This window comes from Paenibacillus sp. USHLN196, from assembly GCF_037144955.1.
GTDB classification, from domain to species: domain Bacteria; phylum Bacillota; class Bacilli; order Paenibacillales; family Paenibacillaceae; genus Paenibacillus; species Paenibacillus xylanexedens_C.
This window is the reverse complement of record NZ_JBBCYH010000013.1, coordinates 155,298-180,261: the sequence shown is the minus strand read 5'-3', so window position 1 is coordinate 180,261 and position 24,964 is coordinate 155,298. Positions and strand designations below refer to the sequence as shown.

Annotated in this window: 26 protein-coding genes; all 26 read left to right on the top strand. The window is 35.6% G+C overall.

All coding sequences use genetic code 11. The features are described 5' to 3' along the window. Positions 1-20: 20 nt before the first annotated feature. The 26 genes from WFI24_RS26595 to WFI24_RS26470 all read left to right on the top strand — a co-directional run bounded on the left by WFI24_RS26595 (position 21) and on the right by WFI24_RS26470 (position 24,532). Positions 21-1,379 (top strand): hypothetical protein, encoded by a 1,359-nt coding sequence (locus WFI24_RS26595; protein ID WP_336764973.1) that lies wholly within the window; start codon positions 21-23, stop codon positions 1,377-1,379. Between the two features lie 23 nt (positions 1,380-1,402). Further along, positions 1,403-1,876 carry a hypothetical protein gene (locus tag WFI24_RS26590; RefSeq protein WP_336764972.1) on the top strand — a complete coding sequence of 158 codons (474 nt, stop codon included), beginning with the start codon at positions 1,403-1,405 and terminating at the stop codon, positions 1,874-1,876. A 31-nt stretch (positions 1,877-1,907) separates the two neighbouring features. After that, a complete protein-coding gene (locus WFI24_RS26585; RefSeq protein ID WP_336764971.1) occupies positions 1,908-2,894 on the top strand; it encodes a hypothetical protein in 987 nt (328 codons plus the stop codon). Positions 2,895-2,949: 55 nt separating this feature from the next. Next, on the top strand, positions 2,950-3,414 hold the full coding sequence (locus WFI24_RS26580) for a hypothetical protein (protein ID WP_336764970.1): 465 nt from the start codon (positions 2,950-2,952) through the stop codon (positions 3,412-3,414). Positions 3,415-3,842: 428 nt separating this feature from the next. Continuing rightward, entirely contained in the window at positions 3,843-5,045 is a 1,203-nt protein-coding gene (locus WFI24_RS26575) for an Ig-like domain-containing protein (protein WP_336764969.1), read from the top strand. A 14-nt stretch (positions 5,046-5,059) separates the two neighbouring features. Then, positions 5,060-5,569 (top strand): hypothetical protein, encoded by a 510-nt coding sequence (locus tag WFI24_RS26570; protein WP_336764968.1) that lies wholly within the window; start codon positions 5,060-5,062, stop codon positions 5,567-5,569. A gap of 2 nt (positions 5,570-5,571) precedes the next feature. Then, entirely contained in the window at positions 5,572-6,042 is a 471-nt protein-coding gene (locus WFI24_RS26565; protein ID WP_336764967.1) for a hypothetical protein, read from the top strand. A gap of 11 nt (positions 6,043-6,053) precedes the next feature. Next, the gene (locus tag WFI24_RS26560) at positions 6,054-6,773 is read left to right on the top strand and encodes a hypothetical protein (protein WP_336764966.1); all 720 of its coding nucleotides are present in this window, start codon (positions 6,054-6,056) and stop codon (positions 6,771-6,773) included. A 9-nt stretch (positions 6,774-6,782) separates the two neighbouring features. Next, positions 6,783-7,592 carry a hypothetical protein gene (locus WFI24_RS26555; protein WP_336764965.1) on the top strand — a complete coding sequence of 270 codons (810 nt, stop codon included), beginning with the start codon at positions 6,783-6,785 and terminating at the stop codon, positions 7,590-7,592. 90 nt (positions 7,593-7,682) lie between these two features. Then, complete coding sequence (locus tag WFI24_RS26550) at positions 7,683-7,928, top strand: hypothetical protein (protein ID WP_336764964.1); 246 nt, start codon at positions 7,683-7,685, stop codon at positions 7,926-7,928. Positions 7,929-8,033: 105 nt separating this feature from the next. After that, on the top strand, positions 8,034-8,483 hold the full coding sequence (locus WFI24_RS26545) for a hypothetical protein (protein WP_336764963.1): 450 nt from the start codon (positions 8,034-8,036) through the stop codon (positions 8,481-8,483). A 69-nt stretch (positions 8,484-8,552) separates the two neighbouring features. After that, on the top strand, positions 8,553-15,245 hold the full coding sequence (locus WFI24_RS26540; protein ID WP_336764962.1) for a phage tail tape measure protein: 6,693 nt from the start codon (positions 8,553-8,555) through the stop codon (positions 15,243-15,245). 59 nt (positions 15,246-15,304) lie between these two features. Then, on the top strand, positions 15,305-18,808 hold the full coding sequence (locus tag WFI24_RS26535) for a phage tail spike protein (RefSeq protein ID WP_336764961.1): 3,504 nt from the start codon (positions 15,305-15,307) through the stop codon (positions 18,806-18,808). 74 nt (positions 18,809-18,882) lie between these two features. Beyond that, complete coding sequence (locus WFI24_RS26530) at positions 18,883-19,650, top strand: stalk domain-containing protein (RefSeq protein ID WP_336764960.1); 768 nt, start codon at positions 18,883-18,885, stop codon at positions 19,648-19,650. Between the two features lie 262 nt (positions 19,651-19,912). Continuing rightward, a complete protein-coding gene (locus tag WFI24_RS26525) occupies positions 19,913-20,059 on the top strand; it encodes a hypothetical protein (protein ID WP_336764959.1) in 147 nt (48 codons plus the stop codon). 25 nt (positions 20,060-20,084) lie between these two features. Further along, entirely contained in the window at positions 20,085-20,405 is a 321-nt protein-coding gene (locus WFI24_RS26520) for a type II toxin-antitoxin system PemK/MazF family toxin (protein ID WP_336764958.1), read from the top strand. A gap of 332 nt (positions 20,406-20,737) precedes the next feature. Then, entirely contained in the window at positions 20,738-21,121 is a 384-nt protein-coding gene (locus tag WFI24_RS26515; protein ID WP_336764957.1) for a type II toxin-antitoxin system PemK/MazF family toxin, read from the top strand. A 126-nt stretch (positions 21,122-21,247) separates the two neighbouring features. Then, positions 21,248-21,472, top strand: coding sequence for a hypothetical protein (locus tag WFI24_RS26510; protein WP_336764956.1), 225 nt, complete (start codon positions 21,248-21,250; stop codon positions 21,470-21,472). 61 nt (positions 21,473-21,533) lie between these two features. Then, positions 21,534-21,989, top strand: a complete 456-nt coding sequence (locus tag WFI24_RS26505; protein ID WP_336764955.1) for a YkyB family protein — start codon at positions 21,534-21,536, stop codon at positions 21,987-21,989. Beyond that, a complete protein-coding gene (locus WFI24_RS26500) occupies positions 21,970-22,284 on the top strand; it encodes a hypothetical protein (RefSeq protein ID WP_336764954.1) in 315 nt (104 codons plus the stop codon). Before WFI24_RS26505 ends, WFI24_RS26500 begins: the two co-directional genes overlap by 20 nt. 3 nt (positions 22,285-22,287) lie before the next feature. Next, positions 22,288-22,575, top strand: coding sequence for a hypothetical protein (locus tag WFI24_RS26495; RefSeq protein ID WP_336764953.1), 288 nt, complete (start codon positions 22,288-22,290; stop codon positions 22,573-22,575). Between the two features lie 51 nt (positions 22,576-22,626). After that, positions 22,627-22,794: a hypothetical protein gene (locus WFI24_RS26490; protein WP_336764952.1), complete on the top strand. Its 168-nt coding sequence runs from the start codon at positions 22,627-22,629 to the stop codon at positions 22,792-22,794. Continuing rightward, a complete protein-coding gene (locus tag WFI24_RS26485) occupies positions 22,794-23,357 on the top strand; it encodes a hypothetical protein (protein WP_336764951.1) in 564 nt (187 codons plus the stop codon). Before WFI24_RS26490 ends, WFI24_RS26485 begins: the two co-directional genes overlap by 1 nt. 3 nt (positions 23,358-23,360) lie before the next feature. Then, positions 23,361-23,687, top strand: coding sequence for a hypothetical protein (locus WFI24_RS26480; protein WP_336764950.1), 327 nt, complete (start codon positions 23,361-23,363; stop codon positions 23,685-23,687). A 22-nt stretch (positions 23,688-23,709) separates the two neighbouring features. Continuing rightward, positions 23,710-24,123 carry a hypothetical protein gene (locus WFI24_RS26475; protein ID WP_336764949.1) on the top strand — a complete coding sequence of 138 codons (414 nt, stop codon included), beginning with the start codon at positions 23,710-23,712 and terminating at the stop codon, positions 24,121-24,123. Between the two features lies 1 nt (position 24,124). Further along, a complete protein-coding gene (locus WFI24_RS26470) occupies positions 24,125-24,532 on the top strand; it encodes a hypothetical protein (RefSeq protein ID WP_148089713.1) in 408 nt (135 codons plus the stop codon). Positions 24,533-24,964 lie beyond the last annotated feature (432 nt).

Genomic DNA, 24,964 nt, shown 5'->3' with positions numbered 1-24,964 from the left:
TAATTAGATTTAATGTTCAGATGGAGAATGTTGAAAAAGTAGATTCCAGATTCTCAAAATGTAAGATTCGAGTTTTGTACGCTGGATTGAATAGAAACAACACATACATATCCGAAAAAGTTATCAATGAAGCTGCTTCAAGTGCATTCAATATGCCGATTGTTGGTGAGTACGATTCATACTCTGAGAATTTTGAAGGTCACGGTGGGAAGATTGATGTAACAGGCGAAAAGCCAGAGTACGTTGAAACAACCATTCCCTATGGGTTTGTGCCCGAAACGGCAGAACTATATTGGGAAGAAGTAACTGAAGATGACGGTAAAGTGAATAAGTACTTTGTCATTGATGGTGCTTATTTGTGGACTGATAGATATCAGGAAGCTGCTGAACTACTAAAAAATGAATTCAATCAATCAATGGAAATCAAAAACATCGAGGGCAACTTCTCAACGATCGATGGTAAAAAGGTATATGAAGTTAAGAAATTTATGTTCTTGGGCTTCTGTATTCTTGGCATCAACAAGGAGACTGATCCACATGGACATGTTGAACCTTGTTTCGAGAGTGCTTCAATTGTGGGGTACTCCTTGATTGATACAGAGTTTAAAAAAGAATTCAAGAATATGGTTCAGGAAATTATATATTCGTTGAAAGGAGAAGGTAATTTGAAGAATAAGTTTGCGCTAACTGCAACTCAAATGTTTGCAGAAGCTGAAAAAGAAATTAAAGCCTTGGGTACATATACTGATCCCTATTGGGAGATGGATATTCAGAAATACTACTTGGTTGATATCGATTCTACCAATTCTAATGTGATTGCCTTTGATAACCAAAAGCATCAACTTGTAGGAGCTACGTTTAGTATCGATGGAGACAAATTTACTATTGATGCAGAATCTATCAAGAGATTTAAAGTAGATTACACGCCAATGGATATTGATGTAGAAAGTAACTTTTCTTTGACTGGATTCTCTGAGTTTGCAAAACAAGTTAAAGAAAACACAGAAAACAAAGTGAAGTCTGACTATGAAAATAAAGTAGTCGAGATAGAAAACAAATTCGAATTGCTTCAACAAGAATACGAAGATGTGAATTCAAAGTATTCTGAAAAACTTGTGGCTGAACGCGAACAAGCTGAAGTTGAATTGTTTGAGCATTTTTCATCTGAACTTACAGAAGATGAGATGAAAACAGTAAAAGAAGACAAGGCCAACCTATCACTTGATGATATTGAGAGTAAATTGTATACGCTGGTTGGAAAGAAGAAAGCTAAATTCAGCTTTAATACCAATAAGCCAAACTTGATCTCAGTCAATACAGGTAGCAACACCAATAAAAAAGAAGACCCGATTGATAAACTCATGAATGGTCAAATTTAACTAAAATATCGGAGGAATAAAAAATGGCAGTACGTTTGGATAAAATGCAAGCATCATATAGTGGAAATATTGAAATTGGAATCGCAAATTTTGACGTGGAGAACGGAGAGGTATTGACTATTGGTGGTCTAGTTGATGGACATCGTGAAGCGGTCATCGCTGCTACACCAACCGATGTTACCCTTGATGAAATTCTTTTGGCTGCTTCACCAGAAATTGTCTATGAAAAAGATAAGCATAACATTCTAGACTTTGTGAATAAAAAGGGGGAGAAGATTCGACTTTATCACCATGCAGTTGGAAACACGGTGACCGTAACAGACAATCTGATTGACGGAACATCGGTAAAGGGTCAGTATTTGATTCCAGTTAATGGATCTAGCAAATTGAAGGTTGTTGCTGATCTATCTGATAACACCCGATTCGCTGCAAAAGTACTCGAAAAAGTCCGTATCTATGGAGAACCTGCAACTCGATATAAAGTAGAAAAACACTAATTTAAAAATATAAATTGATTGGGGAATATAAATGAGCACAACAGATATTATTAGCGTAGGCGTAGCATTGGCAAATGGAGAGGTTGGTAAATATTCCGTTGAGGAATCTAACCAGAAATACCGTGAAGCATTAAATAAACTAACAGGCTCTGAAAATGGGGACTTTGATCCAAAGAAATTCCGTAAAAATAAGAATGAAATCTTTGAAATTATTGAAGAAGTGATTGATGCTAGAGTGGAGGAAGGGATTAAAGATGAGCTTGACCGTTTTGTAGATGTTCGATCTGTGAAATTCGGTGACAAGCTATCTTTCCTGCCGGAATCAGATGAACTACTTCATGTTTCAGAAATTGCGGGTGGCACAAATAATCTGAGCAGACAACGACTTGCTCCGGGCAGACCTTACCAAGTCAAAACTGGCTGGGAGGGTGTGAAAATTTATGAAGAGCTTGAACGGTTTTTGGCTGGATACATTGATTGGATGAAGCTAATTAGCTTAATTGAGCGGTCATATGGAAACAAGGTAAAAGAGAAAGTCTTCTCTGCGCTGAATGAAGCATATGATAGTGTTTCTGCTCCATACAGTTATGCTGGAACTTGGGATATTGAGGAATTCAATGATATTATCACACATCTGGAAGCTGCTACGGGACTATCACAGTTGGTATTGGGAACTCGAAAAGCAGTACGTAAAGCTATTCCATCCTATGTTTCAAATGAAATGATGAATAGTCGCAACCAAGCGGGGTATTTCGATACAATTGATGGAGTTAGCTTCGCCATCTTACCTCAAAGACACAAAGTTGGAAGTACAGAACTAATGTATGATGACGATTTCTTGCTGATTATTCCTAACGGTGAAGAGAAAATTATTAAACTGATCTTTGAAGGAGAAACAATCATTGAAGATAATGATGGCAGTTTGAATGCCGATATGTCAAAAGAATACTTCGCTGGCAAGAAGTTTGGAGTGGGCGTTCTTACTTCAGCTAAATTTGGAGTTTATAAACTATCATAATTAGATTAATCCATGGGGAACTCTTATTGTTCCCCTAAATTTTCAGGAGGTTAAGATGGCTACAAGAAAAAAAACGATTGAAGATAATACATCTGTTAAAGTTGTAAGTCAATATGATGGAGTTTTGGTCTATAAATGTCCAAAGACTGGCGAGCGGTTTTTGTTTAATGAGTTTGGTGTTTCTGACAGCATGACTGTTGCTCAGTTAAGAACAATGTCTGCACAACATCAAAGATTTTTCAAAGATGGTTGGCTTAAAGTTGAGGATGATGAGGTTGTCCAGCATCTTAAACTTGAGAAACACGCAAAGAAAATAATTACTAAAGATGATTGTGTAGAATTGCTTAAAGAGAATCCAGAACTTATTGAAGAAATTTTAAGTAAGCTCGAAAATGACCAATCTAGACAGAATGCTTTTCGATATGCTCAGAATGAATATGTAAATGGTCGTCTACGGGATCACTTCGTAATTAAAGCTATTGAAAAAGGTTTGGGAAAACAACTAGACCCGAACTCTTAGAAGGGAGGGCTAGATATAAATACATTGTTTGAAGAAATCTATGATGTGTTTTTGAGTCAGATAAATGATATTGAATTCATTGAGTCAGATATGGACAACCAGCTCAAGTTTCGATACTTGTTGAATGGTATCTCCAAATTTGATAAATGCAAATCAAATCTAAAGGAACGGAATTCAATCGAGTTTCTTACAGAACTGTCCGATCAGGAAATCATGATTCTTGGAAAGCTTATGGTTATTGAATACCTTTCACCCAAGATTATCTCTTATAAGAACCTAGAACAGATGATGAGCACAAGAGATTTCTCTATGACTTCTCAGGCTGCTCACCTCAAACAGCTTATGGATATTAAACGTGAAATCAACAGTGAAGTAGAAAATCTAATTATTCGATATACATACAACAACATGAAGTTGAGTAAGCTGCGATGAGCTATTTAGATAAGTATAAGCGCAACAAGCCTAGCAACCTTAGAGAATTGAGAGTTTCAGACACAAAGAAACTATTCGAAAATCACTATAGAGACACACCTTCATATTTTAAAGTCTCATCTGCTAATAATGATTTGACTTATGAGATGCTAATTAACGATTCATCGGATTTGAAAGATCAGAAGTCATTGACCACTAGTATTGACTCTCTAATTTCTTTGGGTGAGACAATTGATTGGAACAATGAACAATGGATTGTTGTACATTTAGATATGAACATGGGTGATATCTATAAACGTGGTCGAATGTATCAATGTCTGTCTCAGTTGAAATGGATCGATGATGAGGGTGCAATTCAGTCAACTTGGTTCACATATTATACAAGTGATATGGGAAGTTTAGGTATTAAAGAGGGGAACGTTATTTCTCTTCCTGATGAGACTAGAAGACTGATTATCCAAAATAACGAACATACAAATAAGTTTGAAAAGGATCAACGATTTATCTTTGACAGGTCGGCTTGGGACATCAACTATATTGATAGGTTGAAGTCTGGGCTAATCTATATTGTACTGAAGCAGGATCAAATCAATTTAGCAACAGACAATATGGAACTTGGTATTGCTGACTACGATAAATTAGCAAAGTATGAAATCTCAATCTTGAATGGTGATATGCTTGCCATTAAAGTAGGTGACAGTTTACAACTCAATGTTAAAACTACGAAAAATGGAACTCCGGTTGAAATACCTCTTTTATTCACTTCTTCAGATGATTCCGTAGCTTCTGTATCTGATACAGGGCTTGTTTCTGGTATTCAAAAAGGCAGTTGTAGCATCCAAGTTTCAGGCAAGGGTGTTTCAACAAGTATTGAATTGAATATCATTGAAGAATTGACCCCGAATTACACTGCTGAAATTCTTGGAGAAGACAGTATTTACCTCAATAGAACCTCTACTTACACAGCCATATTTAGAAACAATGGATCTGAAATAGCAGACACTTCTAGATTTTGGATTACTGCCTTAGATGGAAAGTCTACTGATTTAGCTGTAATTGAAAGTCAAAATCCTTCCAATAGGACTTGTGTAGTTAAGAGTAATAACAATCGTAAACTTGGAAGTTTTACTTTACATGTTGAGAATTCAAATGGACTATCGACAGGTAAAAAAGACATAAAAGTTAAATCACTAATCTAGAAAGGAGATGTCATTTGAACACTATTTTGCGATTCGGTGAAATGAAGGCCGAACAATTTATTCAAGGAGTAAATAACAACTGGATTGTTTATAGTCCACTCCCATATGCAAAACAACATTCTTCCGCTATCGATGATCTGGTTATCATTAATGGATTGAACACCAAAGAGATTGTAGATGCTGATTTGGATGTGACCATTGATTCACAATATGATTACGTTTATTCAATTTCAACTGATAATAAGCTGAAACTTTCATTTGATAAGTCTAAGCACACCGACAAGTCAAGTGTAGTTGAAGCATTGAAATGTGTAGCTATTACATATGCATTGGGCAATCTTAAACCTAACGGCAATTACTATAAGGTTATTGTTCGTAATAGTCTTGGTGAGGAAATCCATCGTACAACTCCTATGACACTTGATAAAGTCGATAAAGTTATTTCAACTTTTGATGACACAAGAGACCTTGGAGCAAGCGGCTTTTTGAGCTATCAGACTGTTCGTGACTTTATTGTGGAGTAGCCATGTCTAGATTCTCTGAGTTATCCAAAAATCGACTTGAGGTATTGGATAGATTACTTTCTGACACAAATATCCTAAAGGCTGTAGTACATAACGATACCAGTTTTTTGGATAAGGATATTCCAAATGTTGAAGATGTAGTTTATAAACATATTTATCCCCATCGCTTTATCCCTAAAACATCAGATGAGAAGAAGACTTATGTCACAATTTCCTTTGGTAAGTTTCAACCTGTAGGAACATCATTTAAAAGTGGATTTGTCACGTTTAATGTGATTTCCCATCAGGACTTATTTCGAACTGATTATGGATGCATGAGGGTTGACTTCATCATTCAAAAGATTGACGAGTTGATGAATCAGACCAGAGGGATGGGAATTGGTAAGGTTGAGTTCAGCAATTCGGATGAAATAAGTTTAAACACTGACTATCATGGGATGTACATCACGTATAAACTATACGATTCCAATTGAGGTGATGTCCATTGAATAATGATGACATCCAATACAATTTACTTGGTAACCTTCCTATTTATATTGATGGTTTGGGCTACATTAAGATCCCATGTATAAGAGATATCTTTTCTATGGGTATGAGTGTATACAATGGCTATTTGTCCAGTTTGCTTATAGATAAATCAATGTTTAAAGATGGCGAACTATCTGAGGAAGTTACTAATTATGACCTTCTTCTAGGAAACTGTTTTCATGACGAATCTTATAGAATTACGGTGTTTAAAGCGTTGGAGTTGTTCTTTAAAAGTGAGCCAAGACTCCATGCCGAAGAGGATACATTAAAAATCCTTATAGGTAATGGAGAGATCAACGATAATAACTTTCCGATGATACAAAATACTATCACCTTGGGAAACAACGTTAAGATTTCTAATGAGCCAGAATTTAAAGCTGCAAACAAACAAGCTCAAAAATTGATTGATATGATCAAGAAAAATAGAGCTAAAGCACCACCTAAAAAAGAAAAGATGGACTTACATAGTATAATTTCTGGACTGATTTGGAAAGAGAATGGTCAGAGTTTAGATAGCATTTTAAACATGAACATCTATCAAATCTACAACGGCTTTAACACAACCAATAGCATTGAAAATTATCATCACACTGTTTCTGCATTATATGCTGGAACCCTTGATGGTAAGAAGATAAAAATGTCTGATATCCATTGGGCAAATAAAAATACGGAGTGATTATATTAAATGTCTACACCAAACGTATGGGCAATTCGTGAGGTTGCATTAGCAACGTTCTACGATAAGAAAACAAAGAAAGCAAAGATTCAACTCACAAACCTGAAAACATCAGGAATTGAGAATACTGCGGATACCTCGTATGCGATGGGCGGTCAAGGAAATAATAAAATTGTAGGATTTTCGGGTAACCGCAGTGGTAAAATCGCTTTGCAAGATGCTGTATTTACCAATGAAGTTATCGCTATGATGACTGGTAACGATATCAAGAAGGGTGAAATGCCTGTAAAGTATCGTGACGTACTCAAAGTAATGAATGATAAAGCAACGCTTAAGTATACTCCTGCAACACCTGTAATGGGAGCCGATGTGCTGAACTCTGTTTATACCTTGAATCCAGACCAGACACACGAAGAAGAGATTTTGCTTGCATCTTCGCCTTCTGCTGGAACAGGAGAGTACACAATTGTAGGCAAGGAGTTAACATTTAATGCTGGTGAATTTGCCGATGGTACAGAAATTGTTGCTTACTACACAACTCAAAGTGGTGCATCTGCTAAGACTATTACTGTTTCCTCTGATAAATTTGCAGGTACATATGAGGTAGTATTGGATTGCTTGGTTCGTAATGTTATCGATAAAGTAGACTACGCTGCTCAAGTTCATATCTTTGATGCCAAGATGGAAGATAATTGGAATCTTGATATGGCTGCTGAAGGAGATCCATCTGTATTTGATATTCCAATGGAAATGCTCAAACCAGTTGACCGCAAAGAATTGTACACAATGACAATTTATGATACAGAAGAACTTGCATAAAAGTAAGAATACATATTACGGGGGAGCTAAACTCCCTCGTTTTCTTTATTTGAATGAATAACTGAGGTGAATCGATTGAGGTATGTAAACATGGATCATTTCTACGAAAATCAAGGAATGCTTACAACTTGGATTAGAAATGAACTCGGAGCAACAGTTAAAGATGTCAGTAGGCTGTCTTCACTTACAGTGAAAGAGATTGAGGATTTTGAGCAAGGTTATACAAGTAACAACGAGTATGATAAATGTCTTAGAGCGCTAATTGAATATGCAGGAGAAACAGATCAATCATTTACGGAATTGATGTACCGCCTATACGATGTAAAGTCTAGATAAAATCTAAATTTGATGAAGACAGAAGTTACCTTGTAATGGGTGCTTCTTTTTTGTGTTTAATCAGGAGCAACGATTCGAAGATAACTTATACGGGAGTGAATATATATGGCAAATAAAATTACATTGGAAGCACTTAAACAGAACCAGACTAAGACAAAAGAATTTGATGTTACAGATGTATCGGGAAATGAATATACGGTACAGATGGATACGATTTTCTTGGACTCTAAAATTGAAAGAATTGTTGTTGATTACGGTACATACTTAACTCAATTACAATCAGAGATTGAGATCGATGATGAAGTTATCAGAATGACAAGTAGATTTATCGATGTCCTTGTAATGCGTGAGTTTACCGACATTCCAATTCCGAAAAAAGTGACAGTTCTGGAGTTGATTGGCTTATGTATTACTTTGGAAGATAGTGGTATTATCTCAGAACTGAAGAAACATGTAGATAAAAAAGAAGAAAAGAAAATTCACAATAGATTTAGAGACTTTGAGAAGCAGTATAGACCTCTCTTTGTTGGTCTTGTAAATAAAGCAATCAAATAAACATTAAAACATTGGGGGTGACATTAGTCATCCCTATTTTTTTTATTAAATTTATAAGGAAGTGTACATATGAGCGACCTGCGCATACTCATTGACGCAAGTTTAGACCAATCAAGTTCAATTAAAAATATAAATGAGGGAATACAAGCATTATCCAAATCAAAGTCACTTCAAAAGCTAAATCTGAAAGTTGATGTTGATCCAAGCTTTGTAAAATCTATAGATGGATTCATTAAGGCGACTCAACAGTTAAATAAAGCACTAGAACAGCAGAATAAAGTTGTTAATGAAACAACAAAAACAATTAAGCATCTAGACGGTAGTATTGAAAAAGTCACTGAGCGTCACTTGGCTAATGGTGAAGTGATTACTAAGACCAATAAAAAGATCGATGAGAATATCAAACGTGTCCAAGATGAGACCAAAGCATTTAATGATCAGGCGAAATCACTTAAACAGCTTGAACAAGAAATGAAAGGGTATGCTCTAACACAGTCAAAGGTTAATAAGAACAAAGCAGGAGAAGTTACAGGTTACAAAAATACATATCAAAATAGTGATGGTCAAAAACTAACTGTAAATACAGACGCAAATAACAACGTTAAGAACTACAATCAACTTAATGATTACATAAAGCAACAACAGGAAATGACTCGTGTAGCAAATGAAGAAAGTAAGATAAGAAAAGCAATCGCGGCTCAAGAACAAAAGGCTATTAATGATCAAATCTCAATGGATAAACTCCATAAGCAAGCACAAGATATAAACAAGAAAGTTAATGATAGCTATAAGACATCTCTTGAAAATATGAGCAACAAACTAGCTATCAGTATGAGTAACTATGAGCGTAAGGGCAACAAAGAAGCCGCAGACGGAATTAGAGAACTTCAGAATAGATTAAATCAATTTACTGATACAAAGGGAGTTGCTGGTTATAAAGCTATGCTTCAGCAACTCAACAGTGAATTCAATAAGATAACTACCAATGCAAAAGTTAGTGGGCAATCTATTAACAGTCTTGGTAATCAATTTGCAAGCGCTACTCAAAAGGTAGCTCTTTGGTTGGGTGCAACTACAGGTGTTTTTGCTCCAATTCGTATGTTAAGAAGTGGTCTTCAAGACATTTATGAGATGGACAAAGCAATGACTAACCTGATGAAAGTAACAGACGAGACAGATGCAACTTATAAAAAGTTCGTTCAAACCTCATCAACAATGGCTGATTCTATCGGTAATACAACTTTGAACGTTGTTAAGTCTGGAGCAGAATGGTCGAGACTGGGCTATGACATTCAGACAGCACAAAATATGGCAAAGCAAACTTTGGTTTATCAAAACGTTGGTGACATTAAAACTCCAGAAGATGCATCTAAACAGTTGATCTCATCTATAAAGGGTTTCGACATTGAAGTTGATAGAGAAGCACAGAACGTAGCCAAAGTAGTAGATATCTATAATGAAGTTGGTAATAAGTTTGCTATCTCAACCGATGGTATTGGTCAAGCCGTTCAACGTTCCGCATCGTCGTTATATACTGCTGGCAACACCATTGAAGAGTCTGTAGCGCTAATTACTGCTGCAAATACAACAGTACAAGATCCTGCCAAAGTAGGTAACTCTCTCAAAACTTTGTCAATGCGTTTACGTGGTGTAGATGAGGACGGTGCAGCAGTAGATGGATTGTTGCCATCGTTGGAAGATAAATTCCAATCTATTGGACTTACACTAAAAAAAGACGAAAAGACATTTAAGAATACATATGAAATCTTTAGTGACTTACATAGTGTGTGGGATAGGCTTAGTGATATTCAACGTGCCGACATTCTAGAGCTAGTAGCAGGTAAAATGCAGGGTAACATTGCATCCTCTATGATTGAAAACTGGAGTGATGCAGAAGGAGCTTTACAAGCAGGACTTAATTCTTTCGGATCTGCCGCTAAAGAAAATGCTGCTTTCTTGGAAAGTATGCAGGGTCACATTGCGAAATTTAAAAATGCAGTTTCAGATTATTGGGGTAACAGCGCAAGCAGAGATTTCCTAAATGCCTTGATTGACGGTGGAACCAAAGCAGTCAGAATGCTGGACAATTTAGGTAGGACGGTTACATTAGTAGGTGGGCTATTCCTAGTGTTTCGTTCCAAAGCAATAGCGACAGCAGTTGTAGGATTGGGAACATTTGTTGCAGGTCTTGCGACGACAACAAGAACACTGTATGCTTCCAGAACAAGTTTGTTAGGATTTGTTCAGTCTCTGTTCACTGTTGAAAAGGCTGGGAAAACTGCAACCAGTGCTGTGATTGGTCTGAGTAGAATTGCTGGAGCAATAGGTTTAGTTGTAACGGCAGGCACAATCCTGTACTCAATAATGTCTAACAATAATAATGCATTTGAAAAAATGAATGACACGATTGACAAAACAAATAAAAAACATAGTGATCTCAGTTCTGAATTGCAGGATACGTCTAACTATTACAAAGAGAACTATGATCAAATATACGAGAACAATGATATTAAGAATAAGCTCTTTGAACTTCAGAACAAGCTTATTGATACATATGGGTCAGAAGCAAAGGGAATTGATTTAGTAAATGGTAGCTATCAAGACCAAATCGATATACTTGAAAAGTTAGATCAGGCTCAACTTAGAGATAAAATTAAAGAGAATCAAGTTATTGTTAACGCTATCCAAGAGAAACGGTATGCCGATCCTGTTCTTTCAAGCATCATTGGAGATAAGTTCTCAGTTAAAGAAGACTTTACGCAGAGAAAAAACAAACAGAATGATCCAGAACAATATTATCAGAAATTAATTGAGTTGCGCGATAATCTCATGAACGGTGATCTTGATAAGATTAAGTTTGATAGTCTGTTTAAGCCTAAAGATGGCGAAGCCTTAAACAGCGCGCTAGAATCAATTAACAAGCAAATTGAAGATATGCAACCTTCAATTAATAAAGTAGAAGAATTGCAATCAGATTTAAAGAAAGAAATTGAAAACACTACGGTAGCTCAACAGGATTATAACGATACTCAAAAAGACTTGTTTAATTCTGTAAGTAAGACACTCAACAAATTGCCCACGGAGACATTTAAAAACGTTATTGCTGAAGCGTCAAAAGAAATAAAAGGATTTGACGGAAGTAATCTTGAAAAGACAGTTAACTCTATCGCATCATTTTCTGGACTGAATGGGAATCCAGAAGTTGTCCAAAGTCTGCAAGATATCTTCAACAACGCAACTAAAGCTGCCGATGGAATGTACATGTTCGGTGGATCTGCAAACTCAGCTACGGAAGAAGCAAAGAAATACGCAGACGCTGTAAATGATACCATCAGTGAAATCGGAACGCTGAATGATACTTTATACAATCTGTCCAAGGGTCAGTCACTTTCTGCAAATGAAATGAACAATCTTATTCTCAAATATCCAGAGTTGGCTAAGAACGTTAAGAAGCTTAAAGATGGATATACAATTGAGAAATCTGCACTGGAGACTTTAAAGAAAGCCAAAGTTGATTACTTTAAAACGCTAGATACTCTTGGTCAGAAAGAAGTTATTGGCAACAGACAGGCTTTAGTAGATAAGTTGAAAATGTGGGGTATTGAAATTGATGCTCTTACAACGCTTGCAAAATTAAACGCTGCTAAAGCTCAGGTAGATTTAAAGGTAGCTTCTGAAATTGAAATCGAGGATTCTGATGGCCTAGGAATAGAAAATCAGAGAATACTAAACCAATTTAAAAAGGATATGGCTGCTGCCGATCCATATAAAGAACTACTGGATCAACTTTATGAATTCAAAACATCATTTAATACACTAACTGGTTCGTTGAACGATGTTGGTAGTGCTAAGGATAAAGATAAGAAGACTACAGAAAAGTTAAACAACACATACACTGACACCAATGAGATCCTAACCGAGACGCAGAAGAGACTCCTCAATCTAGCCGATGCTATCAAAAAGGTTCAAAATGAACGTAGCACAATGGTCAAAGGTTCTAAGGAGTACTTGGCAAACCTCAAAGAAGAAAAAAGATTGCTTGAGGATTCAATAGATACTACAAAAAAAGCTCTTCAGAATCCTTCCGAACTGGTTTCTACAAAAGTTAAGACTACCACCAAAACAGCTTCTGGTGAACCAGCACCTACCTCATCCTCTTCTGATACATACTCCTCTCCAACGTCTTCGAGTGGCAGTTATTCTGGTAAATATGCAGATATAATCAATAAGTACGCATCTCAGAATGGTGTCGACCCAAAACTCATCGCTGCTATTATTCAGACTGAGAGCTCTTTTGATCCAACTAGAAAATCTCATGCAGGTGCTACTGGCTTAATGCAACTTATGCCGGGAACAGCTAAAGGACTAGGTGTTAAAAACAGCCTTGACCCAGAACAGAATATAGCTGGAGGAACTAAGTATTTTGCCCAAATGCTTAAGATGTTTAATGGAGATGTTAAGACCGCATTAGCTGCATACAATGCTGGCCCCGGAAACGTCAAGAGTTGGGTAAAAAACGGTCAGTTGGGATATATTCCGTTTAAAGAAACAAGAGAATATGCACCAAAAGTTTTAGCCAACTATAATGAAATCTCAGGTTCAAAGTCGCCCACCTCTACTCCATCGACCAATACCTCAACCAATAAAGTTAAGACTACTAGCTCTGATGGTAAGACTACGACTGAAATTGTTAATGCTACGGCTAAAGAAAGAGAAGATGCTGTTCGCGAAGCTAAACAAGATCTATCATCCAAAGAGGCAAATCTCTATCAAGTTGGCTTAGATATTGTTGAAACAATAATTGCTGGAACAGACAATGAGATTGCAAAATTTCAATCCAAACGCGAGTTATCTGCTAGTAAACAGAGTCGTTTTACGCAGGACAGTCCAGAATGGCGTAAAGAGGAAATGGCTCAGAGTAGTTATCTACAGCAAGAACAAAAGTTAATTGAACAACAGAATAAAGACATTCGTCAACAACTTATTGAGCAAAAGATTACTCGTGGTGAGTTCGATTTGAAGATGGCTGAGAATAGTGCTAAATGGTGGGATTATCAGTCTCAAATCGATGAGAAGCGCAAGAATGTATTCGATAGTCAACTCTCCTCCTATGATAAACAAATCAAAGCTGATGACGATGCTTTAGCTGTATCCGATGCTAATCTCAGACTGATGACTGAGGGTACAGTTGAGTACAACAAAGAGTTGCAAAGTCAAATTCCTATCCTTGAACATAAGAGTTCGGTTCTGGCAAAAGAAATTGATTATACTAAGTCTCTACTTGCTAATGGTAAGTTGAGTGCTGAATTGACTGCTTATTACAATGATAAACTTCAAGAGTTTAATCTTTCATTGCTTGGCACAAACTCAGCCCTTTCCGATGTTAATAAGACTCTTAAAGATATGCGTGAATCTGCTGCTGACAACGTAATTGATGAGTATAAAAAAATCATCGAAAAGCAACGTGACTTAGCTTTAGATGCATTAGATCAAGAACGTGAAAAAGAAGATAAGCGTCACGAGGAACGTACCAAGAACATTGATGATGAGCAAAAGCAGTTTGAGAACTACATCAATGCTCGACTCAAAGCATTTGACCGTGAGAATACATCTACTGATTATACAGAAGAACTTACGAAGAAGATGGAAGAACGGCAAAAGATTCAAGATAGACTTAACACTCTTTCTGTTGACAATTCCATGGAAGCAAAGGCCAAGCGTAAAGAATTAGAGGAACAGCTTGCTTCAGTAGATGAGGATATTCTTAAGTATCAACGTGACCGTGAACGTGAGTTAATTAAACAAGGTCTACAAGACCAACTTGATGACAATAAGAATTACAATGACAAGATTAAAACAGAAGAAGATAAGCTTCACGATGACACTCTTGATAAGTTAGATGAGGAAAAGAAAAAGACTGAGCGTAAGTACAAAGATATCCTTGAGGATCAGAAGAAATTCTATGATATGAAAAAGGGATTGATGAGTAATGACGCAATTGTTGTAACTGCTACACTTGGAATCATTGGTGGTGAGTATGATAAATTGTTCGCCAACATTAAAGATCATACATTTGAGACATCACAAGAGATGCAAAACATGATCAATGATGTTCAAACTTCTTTGGAGAATCTGAACAAGTTCCAAGCTGGGGATTACACACCTACCGAAGCTGGTAGTGGTGGAAGTGGAAACAATAATTCATCTGGTTCAACGGGTACTGTAAAAGGAACCATGGCTGCACGACAAGCTTGGACAGAGTATTTGAGTAACAAGCAATCTGCTGAGAACATGAAAGAGGAAATGAAGAAGTTTGAGAAAGGTTCAATGCAGTACAAAGGATACGAACAACAATTTAACCAACTCAAATCCAAAAATGACCAACTTCGTTCTGTCTATGGATTCCCAGACGGTAGCTATAAGGATCTAGTAAGTCAAAAGATATTCTCTGCTGAAACTGGTGGTATGACTCCATCATGGGGATCTGGCGGTAAATTCCTACTTGCTCATGAGAAAGAGATGATTCTCAATAAGTCTGACACAGGCAACTTGTTAAAAACTGTTGATATTTCGCGCAGTATCATTGATAGCATCTCTAAAGTTAACCTATCCTCCATTATCCCTTCGTTCAACAATAAGCAATCCGCACCTCAACAAAACATTAAGAATGATATCAAGATAGAGATTTATCCACATCCAAATCAGAACCCAAGAGATATTGCTAAAGAGGCAATGGACAAACTAGAGAGAAGAGGCTTTTAAAACTAGAGAGGAATTAGTCCTCTCTTTTTTGTTTTTTTAAAATAGAAAGGATGTATTTTTTGTTAGGAAGAATTGATTATACTAAAAAGCCCATTACCCCTCAGTATTTTTTAGCTAAGCCAAATAGAGAAATAATAAGCAAACTGAGTGAAGCATTCAATGATTCAATTGATGTTAGATTTAATGATATTAGCAGCCTAAAACTCTCAATCCCTTATTTTATAGATCGACATCATAAATTGAAACCAAACAAAAATGTCGAATTGATTAAAGAAAAGTACTTAATTCAAGCAATTACTGGACATAAAACAGAATGGTTTATCATTCAGGACATTGAAGATTCCTTACAGGAAAGCGACATTATGAATGTCTCATGCTTTTCATTAGAACACGAATTGACTCACACATTAATTAAAAGTTATTCTGTTGAATCTTATGGTGCAGATAAAGTTTTAACTGATATTCTTGCCAATACTTTGTGGAATATTGATTATATTGATGCTGATTTTAAATTGAGTAAAAGAGCATTTGACTTTCCATCTACTCATGCTTATGACGCTATCTGCACAGTAGCTGATACATATAACGCAATTTTACACTTTGATACAGATAGTCATACTCTGAGTATGACAAAACCTGAGTTAACAGGGATCAACATGGGCTTAACCATTTCGTATGGCAAGTATCTTAAATCAATGAATAAGAAAAGTGATAGTAAAGAAATCGTGACTCGGCTCTTTGCTTATGGTAAAGATGGGTTGGGAATCCAGAAAGTAAATTCAACAGGTCAAAACTACATTGAAAATTACAGCTACTTCTTATATCCATTTGAACGAGATGCCAATAAAACTGTGATTTCATCAAGTTACTACATGTCGGATTCACTGTGTCATGCTTTACTTGATTACGATAAATTAGTCGAAAGTAAAGATGGATTATTTAAACAGTACCTTGAGGAATTGCAGGGATACGAGACACAGTTAAATCAACTCAAGATTGATCTGAATAAACTTCAGAATGATGAGAAAGTTATCCAAGAAGTTAAAGTTACACAACAATTTGGCGATAAGATGTTCTTTGAGAAGTATCAACATAGTGGTAGTACATCGAGAACATTCAAGTTGAACAAAGGATATAACTATGCAGCAATGATTAAAGTTGACTCCTCTTCTGGTGTGACTGTTGCGTTGAATGGATCTGTTAAACCTATTACTTCAGGTAGATGGGTAATGCTAGGAAAGCTGAACAATTTAGAGACAACCACAATTACCGTTAATGGATCATCTACTGGCGTGTTCATGCAGGTTGCTACCATTAGTATTGAAGAGCATCAAATGGCTGGAAATGATGCAGCTATTGTAGAGAGATACAGTTTAGATAACAAGGAAAATCAGATCAACCTAAAGCAAATTGAAGTAAGTAATAAGTTAAATCAGATTACAAATGTGCAGAATAGGACTAAGGCATTACAAGTATTGTTGGACTCAGAGAACAACTTTACAAATGAACAGTTACAAGAGTTGAAGAAATACGTTTACGAACGTGAATTTAGTGATGATGTATACATAGATGAGCAAGATTTATACGATGCTACTTTGGAGAAATTTAAAGAATTAAGAGTGCCACAGTTAACTATCGAGATTGATACAGTTAATTTTCTGGAGATTGTCACAGAGCAAAGAAATTGGAAAAAGTTAAATCTTGGCGATTTCGTTAACATTAAATATGAACCATTAGATATAGAGATTGAAGCTAGGATAACTGAAATAAGCTATGACTTCGGTGGATCAAGCATCAATCTAACATTAAGCAACGCAAAAGATGTAAATAAACAATCATCCAAGTTGGAAAAATATATAAGAGAATCTAGAAATACAAGCGTAGTAGTTGATACCAATAAAACCAAATGGGGTCAAGCTGTTGTAGATTCATCTGATATGAGTAAACTGTTCGATAATTTCTGGAATAAGATTACCAATGAAATTAACATGAACTTAAATAATACAGTCCAATTAAATAATCAAGGCATTACAGTAAGTGACCCGGACGACCCTCTTAGATTCATTCGCATCACACATTCTCAAATAGGCGTAACTAGATCAGGAGGCCTTCGTTTCGAAACAGCGTTAGATTCAACTGGACTCATTGCTGAAATGGTCTACGGAAAAATCCTTCTTGGACAAAAAGCAGTGATTGGGGACACGATAGGCGTTCTTACCATCGAAGGTTCCAAACTTATGATTGATGATCGTTGTGGACGACCAGTATTACGTCTAGGCATGATTTCTGAACTTCCAGATGTGTTCGGATTGAATGTTAATCGATATGCATCAAGCAATTGCAATGACAAGACTATCACTAACGTATCAGGTATAGACAATAATCGCGGATTCTACATTGATAAGATTCGCAATGGAGTAACATCAAATGTGTTTGGTCTGTCTCAAGAGGGAGATTTACGTTTACGTGTTGGTGACAACAATGAAATTATGTTGCTCACGTCAGAAGGATTATCTCTAGGGGCAGATTCGTTCTCTGCAAGTCCTTTCCGCGTTGACTTCAACGGGAACATGTGGGCTAAAAATGCCTTCATTGAGAACTCAACAGTTAAAGATAGTGACCTAATTGGCAACAGAATCACTCTTCGTGATGCTGGAGGGGTAATGAAAATGTGGCCCTCACAGGGATTGTGGGCAGGTTTGATAAGTGAGGGCGCAGAGGATTTTGATAAAGCGGCCTTTTCAGTAGATATGGAAGGTAACCTTAAGGCTCACAAAGCTAAGTTTTACGGTAAAGCTGGGGATATCTTGTTTGATACTGACGCTGGTTATTTGGATATGGATAAAATGGATATTATCAACGTAGGTAAGTTGATGGCTGAAATGTTAGAAGTCAATACGATCCTTGCAGATGATGGCTATGTAAATAATCTTACAGTGAATAGGTTGAAAACAATTGGTAAAGATGCAGAAGTTGGAGAATATATTGACTTTATTGACATTCAAGATAACTATCAAAGATGGATTACAGCAAAAGTTCTGTCTAAAGCACAAGCAAAAGATTCCCGTGATAGACTTTTGTTTTGGCAAGATAGCGAGAAGCGTATTTTAACAACAGAAGATACGGGTATTATTGCATACGCCTATAAACTAACAGACGAGAAGATTAAACATGAAATCACATTTACAGGTTCAGGTAATGCAGCTTCACCTGTTCGTAAAGTGGGTACAGGCGATGGTGGGGCTGATGATCGAGCTAAGTTTGTTGAGACAAAGTACAATGGTGGTCTAAAACAGGAGTATAAGGCAAGTAATACAGCAAAATTAAGAAACATAGATTTACGTGATAATGGTATCGCCATCAATTCGGAAGATGGGATTTTTGCAGTTCAAAGCAAAGATTTTCAGTTTATTGCCGATGGTGGGACGTATAAATTAGGACTAGCAAATGGATCGGTGTTTGAATTGGCTTCAACTGGATTAAAAATGGACATTCAAGGCAACATCGATATCAAAGCCACAGGAAACATAAAAATGAATGGTACACGTATTGATTTGAACTAAACTATATCATTCCAATGACCGATAGTAATGGTATAGATAAAATATGAAAACTATACCATTATTGGAGGTACATAATGAAAAAGATGATTAGTAAAATGTCTACGTTTACATTAGGTTTGATTGTCGGGGTTACGTTCACAGGAGCAACAGCGGTAGGTGCAGCTACGTACCTTAAAGCAACCCAATCAAGTGTAAAAATTGTGGTAGATGGCACACAAGCAAAACTTTCTGATTCGCCACTTAACGTGAATGGAAAACTTTATCTCCCGGTGAGAGACACCGCAAATGCGATGGGTTACTCAGTAGAATCAGTTACAAGCTCTCAAGTGTCATTGAAAGAAGGCATTGCAGCAAGTAGCACAACAAATAGTGGATCAACCGGATCAAACAATAGTTCATCTGGAACCACCACTGTTACTACTCCAAGTAATAATAATAACAATTCTACTTCAAGCAAAAAGGTGAACAATTTGAAAGAGACTTACTCAACTGATGACAAACTAGATGCTGAGAAGATTCGTACAGCACTAAATAGCGGAACTCTTGGGGTTAATGACCAAGATAATGACACAGGAAAGACCTTGTTGATGTTCGTGATTGAAGAAAATAATTATGAAGCATACAAGGCAATTAAGAGAAACGCACTGAATGTTGATATTCAGGACAAACAGGGAAACTCTGCTTTGCATATAGCCATTTTGGAATCCAACGTATTCTATTTTGGAGAACTGTTGGATTTAAAAGCTGATGCTACTTTAAAAAATAAAAGTGGAAAACGTCCTATCGATCTAACCGAGAAGAATTCCTCAGAACAGATTATGTTAAAAGGGTATATGATGTAAATAAACAATAACAAGTCCTCTCAAGCGTCTAGACTAATTCTAGGCGCTTTTTTTTATCCAACTATGTGCAGATAACAGTTAACTTTTACCAACTAAATGTCGCATATACATTGTATATGTTATAGGAAAATGGTATCATAAAGGTACGATCTTCCTGTTCTACGTTGGGTAAAGTGGGTATATACCTATTTAAAGAAGGCAATGCTTTTACCAACTATGAGCCTTTGGAGGAGTGTGTAATATGTGTGAGGAGGACAAAGATATGTCTACAATCCAAGAAAAAAACTTAATGAATGCAAATAGAAAAATTGATTCTGTAATTGATGATCTATGGGCAAAAGCAGAAGACAATTTGAAAAAACTCGAAATGGAGTTTAATAATAAAAAAGAGAGAGGAGGAAAGGACTAACTGCATATGCAGGATTTCCTAACTAATGAATCATAATCGTGGAGATGTTTATTTAGTTCTATATCCTTTTGATGACATGGATAGTGAAAAAGGAAGGCCAGCTATCATTATCGATACTAGAGACAAAAAATCCCTAGTAGTCAAAGTTACCTCTAAAGATGAAAGGGACTACGATGATGGGGATATTGAGATCGAGTATTGGGAAGAAGCTGGCCTAAGCAAACCATCGGTAGCCCGATGTTCTCACTTTATTCCTTTGGATCATGAAAAGACAATTAGACCTTTGGGAGTATTACATAGTCAAGATTTAACCAATGTTTTATCAAAGTTGTATAGAAATTTATAGATATTAATCATCAGAGGATTGGGCAAATGAAGCCTGATCCTATTTTTTTCACCAATAAGTATAAAATAATATGTTTAAACATTTATAATTACGTTTAATAAGAAGTATTCCAAGGACAACATCACATACTCATACTTTTACTTGTCAAGCTTTTTTAGTAGGTGACTAAAATATTGTTGGATGTCTAGATTTACATATTGACTTTGAGAAAAACAGATAATTAAATAGAACCTATGTTCGCTTGTAATAACACAAAAATAATATATAATGAGTTTAAGAGTAAAAATAAACATTGTAATGGAACGATAAATTAACGAAGGAGTCGATGCACTATGAGTATGGTAATGGAGCGCAGAGGAGTAGATGCGAAAACAATAAAACGTATGGAAGTTTGGGAAGTTGATTTAGGAGCAGGAGATGGCAGCGTTCAGGGTGGTCACAGACCATGCGTTGTAATTAGTAACGACATGGGTAACAAATATAGTCCAGTTGTAATTGTAGTTCCTTTAACATCAAGTAAACTAAAGAAAAGAATGCCCACACATGTATTTGTAGATGCTAATGAGTGCGAAGTCTTCAATGATAGTACCGTTCTATGCGAACAGGTTTTAACTGTAAAGAAGGAAAGACTACAATATAAGATATTCGATATGCCAAAGAGCTACATAGAAAAGATTAGAAATGCTATCAACATAAGTTTGAGTTTGTGTTTGTAAACTTAATTACATAAAAATAATAGTATAAAGAATAAATATATTTAATTACACAAAAATAATACTTGACGATAATATGATTATTGGTTATATTGAAAGAGTAGACAATCACTAAAGAGGAGGAAACAAATGAACATTGAACTTTTAGAAGTAAGTACATATGAAGAAGCGAAGTATGTGGTGTTTTCTGGTGAAAATGCAGATAGGCTCAACTTAACAAAGGATAAAGTTTATCAACTACATAGAGAAGAGTGTACAAATAGTGTTTCAGAAGATTATTATATTGTAAATGATAACGGTCAAGATTCATTTACTGGATTAAAGTGCGTTAGTCGAAGACTTTATAAGACATAAATAATAAAATAATACTAATAAGAATAAATATACAGATGAATTACCTGAAGGGGGGTGATATTTGATTGGGGAGGAGATCAAAAGCAACGATCTTCTAAAGGAAAGCGAAGCATTGTTTACTATTAACAAGGCAGCAAAACGAGCAGAGAAGATATATAGATACAGTAGTTGTCAAAGTGGTAAGTGTAGCAAGAAGAAATTGGGGAACAAATTAAACAAATTGTACGAAATGAAAAGACATATTATCGAAAAGGCATTGACCTCTGACCTAGCCGAACTTAGAGGTATACATAGTAAGTTTGATGCAATCGGAAATAGGGAAGATCTTTTATATTATCAGTTTGGAAAATACAATTTTCATGTACCAGTTGATCATTATGATACACGCAACGCTCCATATTTGGGGAAGTATGTACAAAAGAAGTATTCAAAGCATATCAAGAGTAAATATACAACAAGTAAAGCAAGGTCAATTATTAATAATTGGATGCTTGATTATGGAGATGAAGAGAATTAAGCAATGGTTTGATTTTGATAACTGTTTTTTCATTCAGATTGATGATGAGTATTATACCGAAGCCGAATATGACCTTTTTGTAGGCCAATACGGGGAGTACAGTAACATAAACGACTTTATTAAATTAATTAATTGGTTCTACGACCGTAGGATTAACTTTAAACTATTATTGAATCCTCATCATGACAAGAAGGCGGCTAAGAGAGACTATAAATTTGTTAAAAGATTGCAAAACAAATACAAATTGATACCAGCAGATATTGAAGTGTATCACGAAAAATTAAATAGGAGGTAGTAAATGTATCATGTTATGTTGACTGAAAAAGGTAAGCTAGAATTGGATAAGTGGGATAAAATTCTCTTGGAAGGTAAGGAATTCACTGAAGAAGAAGACTTCCAAATAATTACGCCACTAGCATTAGCGGCTGGAAAAATGCATGCATTTATGACAGTTACTACTGAGTCAATTAGTATGGAAGAGTTTATTCAAGGAATTAAAAATGAGATGGAGTACAAATGCGGATATGTTTGTGATGGTTCAAAACTTGATCCTGATTGGTTCACATTTGCGCCATTAGAACAATAAAATAAGGATTTTATAAAGAATTAAAATACATATAACAACGGAGGAAATATAATGAAAATCAAATTCACAAATGAAAGTTCAATTTCAAGTGTAAGCAATACTGGCAACGAATCGTCAAGCAAAGGAAATGCAAGAGGTAAAGGTATGGGCACATGGATGCCTATTGAAACGTATGTTGAACCAATGAAACTACATAAAGTATTGGAGGAAAATAACTAATGAGCAATAAATTTTATATTGAACGGGATATCCACAATCAGATCACTAGTCTATTGTTGCGAATTGTAAATGGAGAGATCAAGAATTCAGGTGAACTGAACGTCATTAATGTGATTCATAGTCGTATGGTGGCACTAGGTAAACATGTGTTTCAAGAAGAATTTGAATATGATTATTTAGAGCTATTGAAGTATTTCGCCTTGTTTATGTACAAGCAAGGTCATATTGATAAAGCAGCAAAGTATATGACTTCAATTGAATTCTTTAAGTATACTCATCAACTAAAAGCGCCATTTGCCGTTGTTATGGAATCATTTGATAAAGATAAGGTACTAATGTCGATTTCTGACTATAAGAATATTGGAATTACATTAGAAAATGTTCGAGAATGGGCTACCAAGAAGGATCAATATAAACTAATTCAAGAATTGGAATTTGTCTACAATAACGATGGTCAAAAAGAAGTATATTTTGATCTGTACTTTAAAGATATCTCACTTAATGATTTTAAAGTAGGGAAAATCAATGATATGTCAGAAAAGGTTAATTGGGGATTGTACTAAGAGTTGATGAAACAAACATTTGATTTAAAAGGAGGTGAACAGTTGCAAAAGCTAAACATTTACGAATTACGTACTTTTAGAGATCATCACAAGATCTTGGCTAATGAACTATTAAGCAACCCTACTGGTGTGGATGCTGAATATCTTTTGGAACAGGGATCTCAATTAATCAAAGAGTTTAGAGAAGCATTTAATGATATGACAAACGAAGAAAAGAGAACATTAAGAAATCATCGTGAGTTTATGCCACTCATGAAAGAATTGATTCAATTAACAGAAGTGCTATCAGTTGGATTGGAAAATCGAGATAAGTTAATTACAAATAAATAATACATACAAGGATGATGAAAATTTGGATAAAAAAATTGCAGAAAATTTAATGATGACTGAAAGCGAAAAAGGTCGAGAGTATCGAGATTATATTCTAAATCTAAGTGAAAATCAGCAAGCGGCGGCATTGGGCATTGATATCTTTCCAGAGTTTGACGAGTTTGAGGAAGATGAACAAATGACAACTGTTGAAGAACTTAATGTCAACTATGGGTTAGCAGTAGGAGCTATGGCAATTGCAGCGCATCAATCCGAAGATTTAGATTTGCACGGTGTATTAACTTTTTATCTGAAGACACCTGAAGACTATATTGATGCATTGTGTGGTTGGGGAACAATGCCAACACAAGAAGCAACAGAAGAATTTCTTAGTCAATTCTATAACAAGGATGATAAAGAACAGATTTTGAATAGATACGAGTGGAGCTTTGAATAAAATGATTACAAATTACAATCCAATGTTTGGCTCAAAAGAACAATGTGAAGACCTTGTAAGACAAATTAAAGAAAATACCAAAAGAAAAGAGGAGAATGGGAATATGAATAACAAATTATTGTTTTATGTGGATACAAATCGGACTAACGAAGGTAATGAATATACGGTTAGCAAACTACACCTAGAATCAGGAGATACGAGAGGTCAAAATTTGATCAAAGAGAGAACATCATTAGGATTTAGCGAAAGACTGCACCAACTAATTCTAAAAGAGAAACCTTTTCAAGTTATTTTCGAAAGAGCTGGGATTGCAGCAGCCACTAAAGATTCATATATTCAGCATTTAGAGCAACATCCGGGAAAAGTCTTAATGGATCAAACAGGAAAATTGTATTATAACGTAGTTTAAATAAAATGATAGTTTTAACACAAAAATAATACATAAATAACATATGGGATCAAAGGAGGTGATGAGATTAGTTTCTATCCCAATTATATCAGTCAGAGAATTGTAGATAAGATAGAGAGTTTAGAGGACATGATAGATGTATATATTACTTACAATGATTATTTGGAATCTAATAGGCTTGATATTTGTGACCCTGATAAATTCATTCTCAGATTTATCACAGTAAAGGAACGGCACAGGATTATCATTCAGGAGTTTTTAAGTGAGTTTTATACAAAGAGTCAGATACATAAAGTAATGGATGAACTTATTTTCTGTATGTATACGCCATTTAGTAAGCATTTGTCTAGCTTTAAGGTTAACAGGCAAAGATTCTACGCTGTTATAAGTGAGTATGATTTCTCTAATAGTATTGGAAACACAGGTAAAGCA

What these genes read in the sequence shown, in the direction of transcription:
- WFI24_RS26595 (WP_336764973.1), top strand. Translation starts at nt 21, where the DNA reads ATGGAGAATGTTGAAAAAGTAGATTCCAGATTCTCAAAATGTAAGATT.
- WFI24_RS26590 (WP_336764972.1), top strand. Translation starts at nt 1,403, where the DNA reads ATGGCAGTACGTTTGGATAAAATGCAAGCATCATATAGTGGAAATATT.
- WFI24_RS26585 (WP_336764971.1), top strand. Translation starts at nt 1,908, where the DNA reads ATGAGCACAACAGATATTATTAGCGTAGGCGTAGCATTGGCAAATGGA.
- WFI24_RS26580 (WP_336764970.1), top strand. Translation starts at nt 2,950, where the DNA reads ATGGCTACAAGAAAAAAAACGATTGAAGATAATACATCTGTTAAAGTT.
- WFI24_RS26575 (WP_336764969.1), top strand. Translation starts at nt 3,843, where the DNA reads ATGAGCTATTTAGATAAGTATAAGCGCAACAAGCCTAGCAACCTTAGA.
- WFI24_RS26565 (WP_336764967.1), top strand. Translation starts at nt 5,572, where the DNA reads ATGTCTAGATTCTCTGAGTTATCCAAAAATCGACTTGAGGTATTGGAT.
- WFI24_RS26555 (WP_336764965.1), top strand. Translation starts at nt 6,783, where the DNA reads ATGTCTACACCAAACGTATGGGCAATTCGTGAGGTTGCATTAGCAACG.
- WFI24_RS26550 (WP_336764964.1), top strand. Translation starts at nt 7,683, where the DNA reads ATGGATCATTTCTACGAAAATCAAGGAATGCTTACAACTTGGATTAGA.
- WFI24_RS26545 (WP_336764963.1), top strand. Translation starts at nt 8,034, where the DNA reads ATGGCAAATAAAATTACATTGGAAGCACTTAAACAGAACCAGACTAAG.
- WFI24_RS26540 (WP_336764962.1), top strand. Translation starts at nt 8,553, where the DNA reads ATGAGCGACCTGCGCATACTCATTGACGCAAGTTTAGACCAATCAAGT.
- WFI24_RS26530 (WP_336764960.1), top strand. Translation starts at nt 18,883, where the DNA reads ATGAAAAAGATGATTAGTAAAATGTCTACGTTTACATTAGGTTTGATT.
- WFI24_RS26525 (WP_336764959.1), top strand. Translation starts at nt 19,913, where the DNA reads ATGTCTACAATCCAAGAAAAAAACTTAATGAATGCAAATAGAAAAATT.
- WFI24_RS26520 (WP_336764958.1), top strand. Translation starts at nt 20,085, where the DNA reads ATGAATCATAATCGTGGAGATGTTTATTTAGTTCTATATCCTTTTGAT.
- WFI24_RS26515 (WP_336764957.1), top strand. Translation starts at nt 20,738, where the DNA reads ATGAGTATGGTAATGGAGCGCAGAGGAGTAGATGCGAAAACAATAAAA.
- WFI24_RS26510 (WP_336764956.1), top strand. Translation starts at nt 21,248, where the DNA reads ATGAACATTGAACTTTTAGAAGTAAGTACATATGAAGAAGCGAAGTAT.
- WFI24_RS26500 (WP_336764954.1), top strand. Translation starts at nt 21,970, where the DNA reads ATGGAGATGAAGAGAATTAAGCAATGGTTTGATTTTGATAACTGTTTT.
- WFI24_RS26495 (WP_336764953.1), top strand. Translation starts at nt 22,288, where the DNA reads ATGTATCATGTTATGTTGACTGAAAAAGGTAAGCTAGAATTGGATAAG.
- WFI24_RS26490 (WP_336764952.1), top strand. Translation starts at nt 22,627, where the DNA reads ATGAAAATCAAATTCACAAATGAAAGTTCAATTTCAAGTGTAAGCAAT.
- WFI24_RS26485 (WP_336764951.1), top strand. Translation starts at nt 22,794, where the DNA reads ATGAGCAATAAATTTTATATTGAACGGGATATCCACAATCAGATCACT.
- WFI24_RS26470 (WP_148089713.1), top strand. Translation starts at nt 24,125, where the DNA reads ATGATTACAAATTACAATCCAATGTTTGGCTCAAAAGAACAATGTGAA.